General features: G+C 50.9%; 14 protein-coding genes. 9 read left to right on the top strand and 5 right to left on the bottom strand.

The genetic code is table 11. The features are described from left to right. The first annotated feature begins 169 nt into the window (after positions 1-169). The gene (locus ACFOE0_RS11045) at positions 170-1,612 is read left to right on the top strand and encodes an HDOD domain-containing protein (protein WP_248935910.1); all 1,443 of its coding nucleotides are present in this window, start codon (positions 170-172) and stop codon (positions 1,610-1,612) included. Between the two features lie 33 nt (positions 1,613-1,645). Here ACFOE0_RS11045 and ACFOE0_RS11040 read toward each other — a convergent pair whose 3' ends face one another. The 3 genes from ACFOE0_RS11040 to ACFOE0_RS11030 form a co-directional block, all read right to left on the bottom strand. Further along, positions 1,646-2,467, bottom strand: coding sequence for a M90 family metallopeptidase (locus tag ACFOE0_RS11040; protein ID WP_248935909.1), 822 nt, complete (start codon positions 2,465-2,467; stop codon positions 1,646-1,648). 224 nt (positions 2,468-2,691) lie between these two features. Beyond that, the gene (locus tag ACFOE0_RS11035) at positions 2,692-3,021 is read right to left on the bottom strand and encodes a hypothetical protein (RefSeq protein ID WP_248935907.1); all 330 of its coding nucleotides are present in this window, start codon (positions 3,019-3,021) and stop codon (positions 2,692-2,694) included. Next, positions 2,981-3,724: an AAA family ATPase gene (locus ACFOE0_RS11030; protein WP_248935906.1), complete on the bottom strand. Its 744-nt coding sequence runs from the start codon at positions 3,722-3,724 to the stop codon at positions 2,981-2,983. Before ACFOE0_RS11030 ends, ACFOE0_RS11035 begins: the two co-directional genes overlap by 41 nt. A 510-nt stretch (positions 3,725-4,234) precedes the next feature. Here ACFOE0_RS11030 and ACFOE0_RS11025 point away from each other — a divergent pair. The 4 genes from ACFOE0_RS11025 to ACFOE0_RS11010 all read left to right on the top strand — a co-directional run bounded on the left by ACFOE0_RS11025 (position 4,235) and on the right by ACFOE0_RS11010 (position 6,059). After that, entirely contained in the window at positions 4,235-4,444 is a 210-nt protein-coding gene (locus tag ACFOE0_RS11025) for a DUF3820 family protein (protein ID WP_248935905.1), read from the top strand. A gap of 88 nt (positions 4,445-4,532) precedes the next feature. Beyond that, the gene (locus ACFOE0_RS11020; protein WP_115137839.1) at positions 4,533-4,835 is read left to right on the top strand and encodes an NrfJ; all 303 of its coding nucleotides are present in this window, start codon (positions 4,533-4,535) and stop codon (positions 4,833-4,835) included. 76 nt (positions 4,836-4,911) lie between these two features. Further along, on the top strand, positions 4,912-5,454 hold the full coding sequence (locus ACFOE0_RS11015) for a GNAT family N-acetyltransferase (RefSeq protein ID WP_248935904.1): 543 nt from the start codon (positions 4,912-4,914) through the stop codon (positions 5,452-5,454). A 131-nt stretch (positions 5,455-5,585) separates the two neighbouring features. Beyond that, entirely contained in the window at positions 5,586-6,059 is a 474-nt protein-coding gene (locus ACFOE0_RS11010; RefSeq protein WP_248935903.1) for a DoxX family protein, read from the top strand. A 39-nt stretch (positions 6,060-6,098) separates the two neighbouring features. On the opposite strand, the gene ACFOE0_RS11005 is transcribed toward ACFOE0_RS11010, so the two are convergent. Both ACFOE0_RS11005 and ACFOE0_RS11000 read right to left on the bottom strand, forming a co-directional pair. Next, on the bottom strand, positions 6,099-7,829 hold the full coding sequence (locus ACFOE0_RS11005) for a bifunctional metallophosphatase/5'-nucleotidase (protein ID WP_248935902.1): 1,731 nt from the start codon (positions 7,827-7,829) through the stop codon (positions 6,099-6,101). Positions 7,830-7,936: 107 nt separating this feature from the next. Continuing rightward, positions 7,937-9,010, bottom strand: a complete 1,074-nt coding sequence (locus ACFOE0_RS11000) for a CNNM domain-containing protein (RefSeq protein ID WP_248935900.1) — start codon at positions 9,008-9,010, stop codon at positions 7,937-7,939. Between the two features lie 264 nt (positions 9,011-9,274). On the opposite strand from ACFOE0_RS11000, the gene ACFOE0_RS10995 reads away from it, so the two are divergent. The 4 genes from ACFOE0_RS10995 to ispG all read left to right on the top strand — a co-directional run bounded on the left by ACFOE0_RS10995 (position 9,275) and on the right by ispG (position 13,423). Further along, positions 9,275-10,396: a bifunctional tRNA (adenosine(37)-C2)-methyltransferase TrmG/ribosomal RNA large subunit methyltransferase RlmN gene (locus ACFOE0_RS10995; protein WP_115137843.1), complete on the top strand. Its 1,122-nt coding sequence runs from the start codon at positions 9,275-9,277 to the stop codon at positions 10,394-10,396. Positions 10,397-10,507: 111 nt separating this feature from the next. Then, entirely contained in the window at positions 10,508-11,290 is a 783-nt protein-coding gene (gene pilW, locus ACFOE0_RS10990; RefSeq protein WP_248935899.1) for a type IV pilus biogenesis/stability protein PilW, read from the top strand. Further along, positions 11,290-12,246, top strand: a complete 957-nt coding sequence (locus ACFOE0_RS10985) for a RodZ domain-containing protein (RefSeq protein WP_248935898.1) — start codon at positions 11,290-11,292, stop codon at positions 12,244-12,246. The genes pilW and ACFOE0_RS10985 overlap by 1 nt, the downstream gene beginning before the upstream one ends. Positions 12,247-12,310: 64 nt before the next feature. Next, positions 12,311-13,423 carry a flavodoxin-dependent (E)-4-hydroxy-3-methylbut-2-enyl-diphosphate synthase gene (gene ispG / locus ACFOE0_RS10980; RefSeq protein WP_115137846.1) on the top strand — a complete coding sequence of 371 codons (1,113 nt, stop codon included), beginning with the start codon at positions 12,311-12,313 and terminating at the stop codon, positions 13,421-13,423. The last annotated feature ends 26 nt before the right edge of the window (positions 13,424-13,449 follow it).

Below are 13,449 nucleotides of genomic sequence, written 5' to 3'. Positions count from 1 at the left end.
GGCCGACACGTCAGAGGCTTTCTCTGACATGGTTGACCCTCTTTTGAGGGAAAACCAAGGATAATCGAACAACTCCCCGTTCGGTTTCCCTTCCAGTGATTGTATTGCTTGTGTTTTTTGGCGGCCGTCAGGCCGCCTTTTTTATATCTATACTTGTGATATTCGGGATATGGAGGACGGCATAGTGGCTCTGGCCAAACAGGAAAATAAGGGACTGGGTTATTGGGTTCACCGCATCAGCGATGAGGAGATGCCCGCGCTTTGCTCTATGGTGAAAAGCCTGGAGTCACTCAGCGAGGATGACATATCGTCACTGTCCAAATTAGGCCGCAGCGTAATGCATGACAACGGCCTCACCAGCCGCATATTGCGCGTTGCCAACAGCGTTATTTACAACAAGGGCCGAAATCAGATCACCACAGTCAGCCGGGCAGCCGTGGTACTGGGATTTAACTCTTTGCGAAATATTTGCCTGACAGCCCGGCTTATCAGCAGCTTGCTGGAATCACGGGAGTTGGATCCCAGAGTTCATCGCCGCTTGCTGGCCCGTATGGCAGGCTCATTTCAGGCGGCTATGCTGGCTCGAATGATGCAGCCTGAGCTGGATGAGCAAAGTCAGGAAGAGGTGTTTATTGCGGCTTTGCTTTACCACCTGGGCGAAAGTGCATTTCTCAGCACAGGGGCGGAGGATGCCCTGTTTCTGGTTAACGAGCTGGATCTAGCCAACCCTGAAGACGTCAATACCATCGTCCGGCGGCGACTGGGGACCAGTTTCAACCAATTAACTCAGGGGCTGGCCAGTCAATGGGGTCTGGGAGAGTTACTGACCAGCTCATTGAAGGATCCTCTGCAGAGAACCGGAGAAGTGCAGTGTATCTATCTGGCCAATGCCATCAGCGATGCCATGACCAGGGGGGATGAAGAGCAGCTGGCAAGTTTTGTGACTAAAGCCGCTTCAGTGTTGGATATGCCGGAACGGGAATTCAGAGCCAAGGTCCAGCGTTGTACCCACGCCACCATGAAGCTGGCGGAAGCCTATGGTGCAAAAGGGATGGCTGATTATCTGAGGGAAACCACAGATAAACCGCTGGAGGTGGCTCATGGCAATGAGGATCAGCAGCAAAGTATCGGCGATGATGCTACCCAACTCATGCAACTGAGAAAACTCAGCGCCCTGGCAGAGTCAGGCGGTGATTTCAATGAAGTGGTGATGACCACATTGACTGGCCTTAAAGATGGCGTTGGCCTCAATCATTGCGGCGTATTTCTGTTGAGTCGGGATCGGAATCGGCTGCTGCTCAGAATCGTGCTGGGATTGGACGACAGGGGCCAACAGCTGCTGCAGGAGTTACCGCTCGATTCAGCCAGCGTATTTGAGCCTGTTATAAAGCTGAAACAACCGCTAAGGGGGGATACCGGGATTCCTGACCCTGTGAAGGGATTGGTGGCCGGAGGCTTAATCGCCGCGCCTCTGGTAGTCGAAAGCAAGGTAATTGGCATCTTTTACGGCGCTAACCGGGACAAACAAACAGTTATTAATGATGAGCAATATGGCGCATTTTTGCACTTTACCCGTCAGGCCAACCTCTGTTTTGCACTGTCCCGTCGATGACTGCTGGTTGTTATCTGCCGGAGTGAAGCTTGTTTACCACTGCAATGGGTCCAGTCTGTAGTAGTGACTCAACTCCCGGTACAGTTGAGGATGCAGGTTCAGAAACTCATCGGGTTGCTCAAAAAACACTTCAGTAATCACGGCAAAAAACTCGGCCGGATTGGTTGCCCCGTAATAGCTGAACAGAGATGGCAGGCCATTATGGGCACAGTACTGCAGCGCTGAAAACTCTCTGCCCAGGGTATCGGACCAGCTCTTGTAATCTGCAGGATGGGCCAAAGGTGGTGCACCATTGGCGCTACCATCCTCCTGATCAAGCTGATGGGCAAACTCATGGATCACTACGTTGGATCCATCCCGCGGATCGGCTGCGCCTTTGAGGGTATCCTGCCAGCTCAGGATAACCTGCCCCTCTTCCCATGACTCCCCAAGTAATACCGCCCTGTGTTGAAAATGCAGGCCATTACCATCCCGCTGTTCTTTGTCGACGATAAAGGCGGCTGGATAGACCAGAATTTGCCGGAGCTTTGGGTAGTAGTCTGTGTTTCGGTTAAGCAACAGCAGACAGGCCTGAGCCGCAATGGTCACCCGGATTTCATCGGTAATGCTCAGGCCATCACAACCCACAAACTGCTTTTCTGACAAAAAGACTTTGATATGGTCTTTCAGTTGCAATTGCAGGTGGGTGGGCAGAGTTTTGAATATCGGTATTCTGCGCTTGATTATCTCGCGCCAGGCTTTCGGAAAAGGCTGACGTCTTACCTGTTGTCGCCTGAGTCTAACCCGGGCCGGTCCCGAGGCAAGCCACACAATAGCTGCCAGACCGAGCAGTGAAACCAGCAGGATTGCAAACATAGTTCGAGCCTGTGAATGGATGATGTTAAAGAGATGGGGACAAATGTGATGGAAATCAAGAAAAGGGGCCGGCAAGACCCCGGGAAGGGACAGATACGGAGCCTGAACTCTGTATCAGTTCCTCCCCATAGCGGGAGAGGGAGGATCTGCCGGCATAATCCGGAGTGGCGATTATATTGAAGGTTTCAGGTCGTTTGCTGACACCCTGAATACCTCACTTATTGTTATTCGGTTGAGCTGGCAGATTCTATCTGCGCCTGAGTCTCCTTAGTGTGGTTGAAGTGCTCATTAATCAAGATTCTGAGGAGCTTTGATTTGGCAATATGGCCATCGCCCGTCATCTCTGTCAGCTGCTGTATGCTGGTTTCGCTCAGCGTAAAGGTGGCATTTCTGAACCTGCGACCTTTATGTTTACAGCAGTCATTGGCAGCCTGAGAGGTATGACGTTGCATGCCCATGGCGTACAGAGTAGCGCCATCAATGAACTCCTCCAGGCTCAGTTGCTGCGACAGCTTAGCTGGCGAAGCGTTTTTCTTGAGATCTGCCAGACCCATGTTGACCTCCCGCTTCTTCCAGTTTCACCTTACCAAGCTTGGACTTCAGAGCTTCGGCGTTATCGACCCCCATTGCTTCGCAGGCAATCGCGCGGATTTCTGCTGCAGCTTTGCCTTTCGGGTCGATCTCCATCACTGACATTCCAGACTCTTCGCTGTCGTCATAAATGTTTCGAGCATAGGTGATGGCATCAAGTACGTTGATGTCGTAGGTGCGGCACACCTCTTTGGCCTCAAGAATGCGGTTCGCCTGGCTTGGCAGGTTAGGGCACTGAGTAATCACAAAAGACGCTTTCATCTTTGGATTAATCATTAAGCAGGTGGCAATGACGTCATCCATGTGGGAAACAGTTTTCAAATCCCGGCGTTTTGGTCGCAATGGCATCAGCACGTGAGATGCTACTGACATCGTTGCTCTGAGCGCCAGGTTATCCTGGCCGCCGCAATCGACAATCACGCAGTCGTAATGCTGTTCGAGACTCAGCAGGTCATTGCGTATCTTTCCGTAAAGCTGAACGCAGTTGATGCCCGGCAAATCTTCATTGTTATTACGTGCCTGAATCCAATCAGAAGTTGTTCTTTGAGGATCACAGTCAACCATGATGACTGAAGCCCCGGCTTCCTTGGTCATAAAGACCGCCAGATTCTGCGCCAGACAGCTTTTACCGCTGCCACCTTTTTCTCCACCTACTAAAATAATCATATTGTGTCCTCTCCAAACACAGGTCAGCCCAGCTGAATCAGATGAGACTGAATTAAAATCCATGGTTTGAATCTAGATGTCTGCCAGCACGTATTCAACTGTCTGATTTATGACAGTTTCAGCAAATTGACGGTAGGACGTAATATTGACTTGTTGTGGCAAATGACAGTCATTTGACAAATGCGTAACATTTTGTGCGTTTGTCAGATAAATTCAATGAATACAGTTGATTACCTGGAGTTTGAATATTGACGCTGGCTGTAGATGAGGCGGGCTTTCTCTGGTTGTAGATATTTGCGACTCATTTTAATTGCTGCAGGTAATGTTTCTGAAGTTTCTTATTTGATTAAGTTCTATAAAAACAGCAAAAAATTACTGTTAGCAGCTAACTTTGGCGGCGTTCAAACCGGGTAGAACTCCGTCGTCTTGCTTAATATTGATTCGTGAGCGCTTTGCACCATGGATAGAGCGACATAAAATGGCCGCTTATTCAATGCGGGTGGAAAATATATGCAACAGGAGTTGGTGGAAGCCATTAATCAAATTATGCCCTTTGGCAAATATGCCGGTAGAAGGCTGCTGATGCTGCCTGAGCCTTACCTGGTGTGGTTTCACAGCAAAGGATTTCCTGAAGGCAAGCTGGGCAAGCAATTGGCATTGGTTTATGAGATTAAGCTCAATGGGCTGGAGTCGACTTTTGCTCCTTTACTCAAAGATTGATTGGCAAAATTGCAAACTGGGTAGCGGAATTGGATTTTAGGACGTGCTTAAATGTCCTAACTAATTTAGTAAGTTAACAGGAAAATCAATGAAGAAGATCGGACTGAAACTGTTGGCGGCCGCTTCTTTGGCAATGGCCAGCATGCTGACATGGGCACAAACCGGCATGCATCAGGGAACTGTTCTGGAAACCATGAACTCAGGTGGTTACACCTATGTTCAGATCCAGGAAGGCGATAAAACCCTTTGGGCTGCAGGTCCCCAGGTTAACCTTGAAAAGGGTGACACTGTGTCTGTAACCAGCGCTGGTTGGATGAAAGACTTCCACAGCAAGACTCTGAACCGCACTTTTGCTGATCTGCTGTTCGTCAGCAAAATCGTAAAAGAGTAATTGTCTTAATAGACATAAGCATACCCCGGGCAACCGGGGTTTGCTTTTTTTGTGTCTTAACGCCAAATTAGCGATTATGCACACTCGTATATCAGTCTCTCCCGTGCTGGACCGATTTCAGGTTCAGCCTTACAGCCGGGCATTCGCCAATCAGGTCAGCATGATTTTTCATCTGGCAGTGCATGGTATTGCAGGAAGGCACTACTCTGACGCCCAGCTTCATGCCTGGTCCAATCAACCCAGGTCTGACAGATATTGGCACCAAAGGCTCACCCGTACACAATCCTGGGTCATTTTGGACTTTAATCCGCCTAAACCTCTGGCTGCGCCACTGTGCTGTGGCTTCATCAACATTGAAACCCAGTATTTTCAACGGGGTTATATAGACAGTTTGTACGTTCATCCCGCCTATCAGGGGCAGGGCTTTGCGGCGTTATTGTTCAGCACAGCGCGGGATTGGGCCTGCGAGCAAGGATTTCCGGAGTTGACTGTCGATGCTTCCTATTACTCCCGCCCTCTGTTTGAACGGGAGGGGTTTGTGCTCGAATATAAATCTTATCAACCCAAATCCGGGCAGATGCTACCGGGTTTTCATATGCGCTTGCCGCTGAACATCTGAGTTTTACATTCTCATAAAAGGAACCGTCCGTCCTTAATTCACAAATTTTAATCTTTATTTGTGAATATAGACTGGGTTCATCAAATCAAGGACGCCATACCGGCGGGATGAACCCAATCGAGGACAGTAAAATGACAGCACTCCTTCACTCACTTCTTAAATCTGAAAGCAGCCTGGCACCTTTGGCACTGCGTGTGCCAGCTGGCATTATCTTCGCCGCACACGGCGCCCAGAAACTCTTTGGCGTGTTTGGTGGTTATGGTCTTGAGGCAACAGGACAGTGGATGGCATCTATAGGTCTGGCTCCCGGTTATCTGATGGCATTACTGGCGGGAAGTGCTGAATTCTTTGGTGGTCTGTTTATCGTACTTGGGCTGCTTACCCGGCCGATGGCTGTGGTACTTGCCTTTACCATGCTGGTGGCGATTGTGACTGTGCATCTGGATAACGGCTTGTTTATGAGTAATAACGGTTATGAATTCGGATTGGCGTTGCTGGCCATATCTGTGTCATTGGCGGTGTCGGGTGCGGGACGCTTTGGGGTGGATAGCTGGCTGCAAAAATTCCTGTCGTCCGAAAACAAACCTGAGGTTGCTGCGGCTTAAGCAGAATAAAGCCGGCTGAATGCCGGCTTTGGTATTTACTCAATCCTGTTTCAGGTGACTGGTGTAATGCACGTTTGGCCCAACCGGGTCGGCCCACACATCTCCGGAGCGAATAAATTCAATAAAGGCTCCGGGCAGAGTAAGTGCATCCATCTGTTGTTGCCACTCATTATTCAGCAGAGGGTGATATCCCTCTTTTCCTGAGATGGTGTACTGACTGGAGACGCCTGTATACAGCTCATCACTATTTAATGGACGCCACTGTTTCTGCTGCATCACTTCCAGCGAGACAATTCTTTCGCCACGAGGGCGTCGGCCATCGTACTGGTATCTTAATCCATAGGTGTAGGGGAAACTGCCGGTGCCTGTTCCCTGAATGCCGTTATTGGTCGCGGTATCAATGGCTGACTCCAGTGCCTGGCAGATATACCGGCCGCGGATCTGATAGCTCACCAGTGGAATATCGAATGGCAGTACTTTGCCCAGTACATCAGCCAGAGAAAGTTCTCCCGGATCCAGGGAGTCACGCACGCCACCTGCGTTATGCAGGGCAAAGTCGATACGTTTATCCTGCAGTTTGGCGCGGCTGTACATGGCACGACTGACCCAGGGAGCCAGTTCACTGCCGTGGGGCAGGGTTTTGCTTGGAAGGCGGGTATGCACCATGTTCTGGGGCACCAGAGCGACTATCTGACGTTCAAGCTCATCAATCCGTGGACGGTATTTTTGTGCCAGCAGGTTATCGACCTGTTGATCTCCTGGCTCCCAGGCGATGGCAGGGTGGGCCTGCAGCAGGCTCAGGGCCTCTTGATAGTCATCCTCTGGCAACGGCTTGCCTGAATGATCCATCAGATCCGTATCCAGCATAAACAGGTTACGGCCGCTCAGGGCGGTTACCTTGCCATCGGTGTTAAATTCAATATCGGCCAGTCCCAGAGTCTCGGCATACTTACCCGCGTGGACGATTGGGGTGTGATTAACCACTTCGCCGTAGGGCAGGGCGGGAATCCCCAGCTCCTGACAATCGCCCTGTTGAGTATGGCTGTGACCACCGACGATAAGACTGATGCCATCGACAGCGTCGGCCAACACTCTGTCACCATCTATACCCAGGTGGCTGAGCACCAGAATATGCGGTACTCCCTGTCTATGCAGCATTTGCACTGTATTGCGGGTGACGTCGATTGCACTGTGAAACTCAGTGCCGGGATCAGGATGAGCAATTGACTTCATTTGATCCAGGGTGATGCCAAATACAGCCAGCTGGGTATTGCCCATGGCAATAAAATGTACCCGGGCACATTGGCTTTGCGGGTCATAATCCAACATGCGTGGATGTCCCCTCAGCCCCTTATTACCAAGCTGCTCCTCGGTGAGTTCCATATTGCCGGCCATCAGCGGAAACTCGATGGCGTCCAGAAAACGGCGTACCGGGGCGTTGCCGCCATCAATTTCATGATTGCCCAGCACCATGGCGTCGGGCTTAAGTTGATTCAGCAGATCGGCGTTGGCGGCACCTTTAAACTCGCGAAAATAGAGTGTGCCCTGGAAGCTGTCGCCGCCGTGCAGAAATACAAAGTGCTGGTCGTGTGCATCTGCGTCAGCTTTGGCTTTGTCCAGCTGACTTTTAATTCTGGCGTAACCGCCGGTATTGGCGCTTATCGCAAGTGGCTTGTTTGGGGATTGCAGGGTGAACCGCACCCGGCTTGGCTCAAAGTGGGAATGGGTATCATTGATGTGAGCCAGTTTGAGTAACAGTCTTTGGGTCATAATCTTCCTCTCTCGGGCCGCAGATTGTAGCACCTATGACGCGCCGGGGGACGAACGAGAGGCACAAAAAAGGGAGCCTGGGCTCCCTTTATTATGGTGTATGGCGGTTACTGCTCTGCAACCGGCTCGAAGTCACCGTCATCGGACAGGCGGATACCTTTATGCTTCATGCGTCGCTTCCACAGTTTGCGGGCCAACTGCTGCATATCGGTTGCCGGATCGTTCAGGTCGACAATCTCCAGACCCAGCATGGACTCGATGATATCTTCCTGAGTCACAATACCCTGACTGGAACCATACTCATCCACTACCATGGCGATTTGAGTATTGCGCTTAATCATCAGCTCAAACAGAGGCAGGATTTTCGCAGTTTCAGGCACAGCCAGCAGGCTCTTCTTCAGCGGGTTCAGGGTTGCCTCAGGCGTATCACGCTCAGCCAGCAGAATATCGGTACGGTTTACATAGCCGATAATATCATCGTGGTCTTTGGCATACACAGGAATACGGGTGAACGGCTTGTTCATGTATTTTTCAACAAACTCGTGCTGCGTCAGGGATACCGGCAGAGAGAACATCACAGTACGTGGCGTCATAATCGCGGTAACTGGCATATCACGCACGGTCAGCATTTGAGTCAGAATCTTGGATTCCTGCTCGTCCAGTTCGCCGGACTCATGACCAATACGGGCCATGGCGCTCATCTCCTGACGGATATACTGACCATCATCGCCTTTACCCATCAATTTGGTGACCTGTTGAGACATCCAGATCAAAGGCAGTGTAATACGTTCCATCCAGTACAGTGCGTGAGTGACTACTGGAGCCAGAGCTCGCCAGTAGTTGGCACCGATAGTCTTCGGAATAATTTCCGAGAAGAACAGGATGATAAACGTCAGCACCCCGGAGAACACACCCAGCATTTCATCGCCGAAAACCTTGGCTGCCTGAGCACCGGCTACTGCCGCACCGACTGTGTGGGCGATGGTGTTCAGAGTCAGAATAGACACCAGAGGTGATTCAACATTTTCTTTTTGTTTGGCCAGACGTGCAGCAGCCCCCGGGTTGGATTGCTCCAGGTTGGCAATATAGCTGGGGGTAACAGACAACAGAACGGCTTCAAAAACGCTGCACAGGAAGGACACACCGACAGCGACAACGATAATTAGGATAAGGGTTAACATAGGGGGTGGAATTACAACTCCGAGGTAAAGGCCAACATTGACCCGGGCGCGATTTTACCACACTCTTTTGCCATGACGGATAATTATCTGTGCCTGAAATCACATCCGGGAAAAAACCACTGTGATAGCCCAGACTTAATTGTGCCACGGAGCTTCGCACTCCTCTGAAATTTACAGGGTGTTTGCGTACTGGCTAATTTTCATGTCTCTCTGTATAATTCGCCGCCCTGTTTGCAGGTTTTCGGTTTTTTGAGGTTAGCCAGAATGAGTGAGAAAAAGATCAATTTGTTGGACCTGGATCGCAATGCGATGCGGGAAATGCTGGTGGAGATTGGTGAGAAGCCATTTCGTGCCGATCAGCTGATGAAATGGATCTATCACTTCGGCGTCAGTGACTTCGATGAAATGAACAACATCAACAAGGCGATGCGTGCCAAGCTGAAGGCGCGCTGCGAGATTGTTGCTCCGGAAATCTCAACCTTCCAGAAATCCTCTGATGGCACCATTAAGTTTGCCATCAATGTGGGCAATGGCCAGGAAGTGGAAACCGTTTATATCCCTGAAGATGACAGAGCAACTCTGTGTGTATCTTCTCAGGTGGGTTGTGCCCTGGAATGTTCATTCTGCTCCACCGCGCAGCAAGGTTTTAACCGTAACCTGAGCGTATCTGAGATTGTGGGTCAGATCTGGCGTGTGTCTGAGTTCCTGGGCTTTGCCAAGGAAACCGGTGAGCGTCCGGTGACCAACGTGGTCATGATGGGCATGGGTGAGCCGCTGCTGAATCTGTCCAATGTGATTCCGGCGATTAAGATCATGCTGGATGACTTTGGTTTTGGTCTGTCCAAGCGCCGTGTGACTGTTTCTACCTCAGGCGTGGTGCCAGCGCTGCCTAAATTGGCGGACGAACTGGACGTCGCCCTGGCGGTCAGTATTCACGCTTCCAATGATGAACTGCGTAATGAGCTGGTACCTATCAACAAAAAGTATCCGCTGGAGCAGTTCCTGGCTGCAATTCGTGACTACATCAGTCGCTCCAACGCCAACCGTGGTCGTGTGACCCTGGAGTATGTGATGCTGGATCATGTTAATGATTCCACAGATCAGGCGCACGAGCTGGCCAAACTGATGAAAGATACCCCATGCAAGGTGAACCTGATCCCGTTCAACCCATACCCGGGTTCTCCTTACGGCCGTTCATCCAATTCCCGTATTGATCGCTTCTCCAAAGTATTGATGGAGTACGGTTTAACTGTGATTGTACGTAAGACTCGTGGCGATGATATTGATGCCGCCTGTGGTCAGTTGGCCGGTGATGTTCGTGACCGTACCAAGCGCCTTGCAAAAAAACGTATGCAAGATCAACAAATTTCAGTAAAAATGGCTTGATAATTAGCAGCATAGATTTACTCTGATGAGAGTGTGCTGTATTGAATCCAGATTCAGTGACCGGTCGCGGTAAGACGGCCGGCAATGCACAACCATTAACAGGTAAATACCATGAAGCAGGGATTGCCAATTGTGTGTGCACTTCTGTTGTCAGGTTTGACAGCAGGGTGTGTCACAGAGCGTACCTACAGTGGAACCGATATTCAGGTTCAGGAACGCAAATTCGATAAAGTGTCCGCCGCCAGAGAGCGTATTCAGCTGGGGTTGACCTATTTGCAGCGTGGCAACAGCGAACAGGCAAAGTACAATCTGGACCGGGCCTTGTCCCATGCGCCAGATTTGGAAGATGCCCATATTGCCATGGCTTACTACTACCAGACGGTCGGGGATCTGCGCCGGGCAGAATCTGCTTATCAGGGGGCAGTAAATACCCGCAATCCTTCTGGTGATGCATTGAATAACTTCGGGGTTTTCCTGTGTCAGCAGGAGAAATATGAGCAGGCAGAGAAGATGTTTCTGGCCGCCATTGATACCCAGGAATATACCCGCACAGGTTCCAGTTATGAAAATCTGGGAATTTGTAGCAGAAAAGCGGGTCATATAGAGAAAGCGAAACAATATTTCGAGTCGGCGCTGAAGTATGAGCCGCGTCGGGCTTCCACCATGATGGAATTGATTCTGTTGTCGCTGGAGCAAAATGATTTCAGTGACGCGCGTCAGGAATTGGCGCGTTATCACAGAGTGGTACCCGAGTCGGCACAGAGTCTGGCGCTTGGAATAAAAATTGAGCAGGGCCTGAATGATCCTGAGGCGGTTAAGCGGTATGGCATTCGCCTACTGGCTAAGTTCCCCGCCTCAGAGCAGGCCAGGCAATACCGGGCTAGTTTGAATTGATGACAGACAACCAACAAGAGTTACTCAAGGAAGAAACAGTAGCTGAAGAATCAAAGGATATCACCGCCACTGTTGGCGAGATTCTTAAACATGCCAGAGAAGCCAGTGGGCTGACCATTGAAGATATTTCCGGACGGCTGCACTTGCGCCCCTCTTTGGTTCGGGATATCGAAGCGGACAAGTTCGATGGAATCTCCTCTGCCACCTATGCTCGTGGCTATGTACGTAACTACGCCCGAATTCTGGGGGTGGATGAAGCCGAAGTGATGGCCTGTCTTGAACAGCAGGTACCCAGTGAGGCTGAGCCTGCCATGCAGAGCTTTTCCCGCAAAACCACCCATCAGGCCCGTGACAGCCGTTTAATGATGGTGACCTGGCTTATCGTGATTGTGCTGGCCGCCCTGGTGGTACTCTGGTGGTTCCAGAAATCCAATATGAATACAGGTATGGATCTCTCGCAGCCAAGTGCTGAAGAGGTCGCGGCTGCCGTAGAGCTGGGCGCAACTGAAGCTGGTGAGCCGGTTATCAGCACCGCCTCTGTGGTGAGCCTTCCTCTGACAGATGAAGAGCAATCTGAGCCTGTCCAGACTGAAACCCCTGATGCAGCAGATAGCACTCCAGCGCCAGAGCAGGCTCCCATTGAAACAGAAACCGAAAGCAGCGCCACAACTACTTCGCCTGAACAAAGCCAACCTCAATCTGATGATGCCGTAACCGCAAGTCTGAATGTATCCCTTGCCGGTGACTGCTGGATGAAAGTTGAAGATGCCACTGGCAAAGTATTGATCAGTGGTGTGAAAGAGGCTGGTCGTTCTATGGATGTAACAGGTGTGGCGCCATTTAGTCTGGTAATTGGTGCGCCGCAGGTTGTATCCCTGCAATTTAATGGCGAGAATATCAGCCTGGAAGATTATCCTGCCGGTAAAGTCGCCCGCTTCAGCTTGCCGCGCGAATAAGCTCTTACCCTGTGTAAGATAACCGGGCAGAGCCCTTACTGAGCCTAAACAGAGCTAAGCCAAGATGTACAACGAATCCCCTATTAAACGTCGTCCCTCTACCCGCATCTATGTGGGCAATGTTCCTATTGGTGACGGTGCACCCATTGCCGTTCAGTCCATGACCAACACTCGTACAACCGATGTTGATGCCACAGTGGCGCAGATCCGTGCGTTGGAAAACGTGGGTGCCGATATCGTTCGGGTCTCTGTACCCACCATGGATGCCGCAGAAGCTTTTAAGCTGATTAAGCAACAGAGCAAGGTGCCTTTGGTGGCAGACATTCATTTCGACTACCGTATCGCCCTTAAGGTGGCTGAGTACGGTGCCGACTGTCTGCGTATCAACCCGGGCAACATTGGTAACGAAGAGCGTATTCGCAGCGTGGTGGATTGTGCCCGCGACCTGAATATCCCAATCCGTATCGGTGTTAACGGCGGGTCTTTGGAAAAAGATCTGATGGATAAGTACAAAGAGCCGACGCCTGAAGCTCTGGTTGAGTCCGCCATGCGTCATGTAGACATTCTTGACCGTCTGAACTTCGACCAGTTTAAAGTGAGCGTGAAGGCTTCTGACGTCTTTCTGGCTGTGGAGTCCTACCGTCAGCTGGCAAGACAGATTCAGCAGCCTCTGCACCTGGGCATTACAGAAGCCGGTGGTTTCCGCTCCGGTTCAGTGAAGTCCGCTGTCGGTCTGGGGATGCTGTTGGCTGAAGGCATTGGCGATACCCTGCGTATCTCTCTGGCCGCCGATCCGGTTGAAGAGATTAAAGTGGGCTTTGATATCCTCAAGTCCCTGCGCATTCGTTCCCGCGGCATTAACTTTATTGCCTGCCCATCCTGCTCCCGTCAGGAGTTTGATGTGATTGGTACTGTCAATGAGCTGGAGCGCAGACTGGAAGATATCGTCACCCCGATGGATGTATCCATTATCGGTTGTGTGGTGAATGGCCCGGGTGAGGCTCTGGTGTCCGATCTGGGGTTAACCGGTGGTAACCGCAAGAGTGGTTTCTATGTAGACGGTGAACGTCAGAAAGAGCGTATGGACAACGACAATCTGGTGGAGCAGCTGGAAGCGAAAATCCGGGCTCAGGCCGCCATTGTTGCCCAGCGAATTCCGGTGGAAGACAAGTCTTAATTCAGTATATTGAGCCGGGGTCTTTC

Origin of the sequence: Shewanella submarina, assembly GCF_042646185.1 — a bacterium.
GTDB lineage: Bacteria > Pseudomonadota > Gammaproteobacteria > Enterobacterales > Shewanellaceae > Shewanella > Shewanella corallii.
This window is presented reverse-complemented; position numbering and strand designations above follow the sequence as displayed.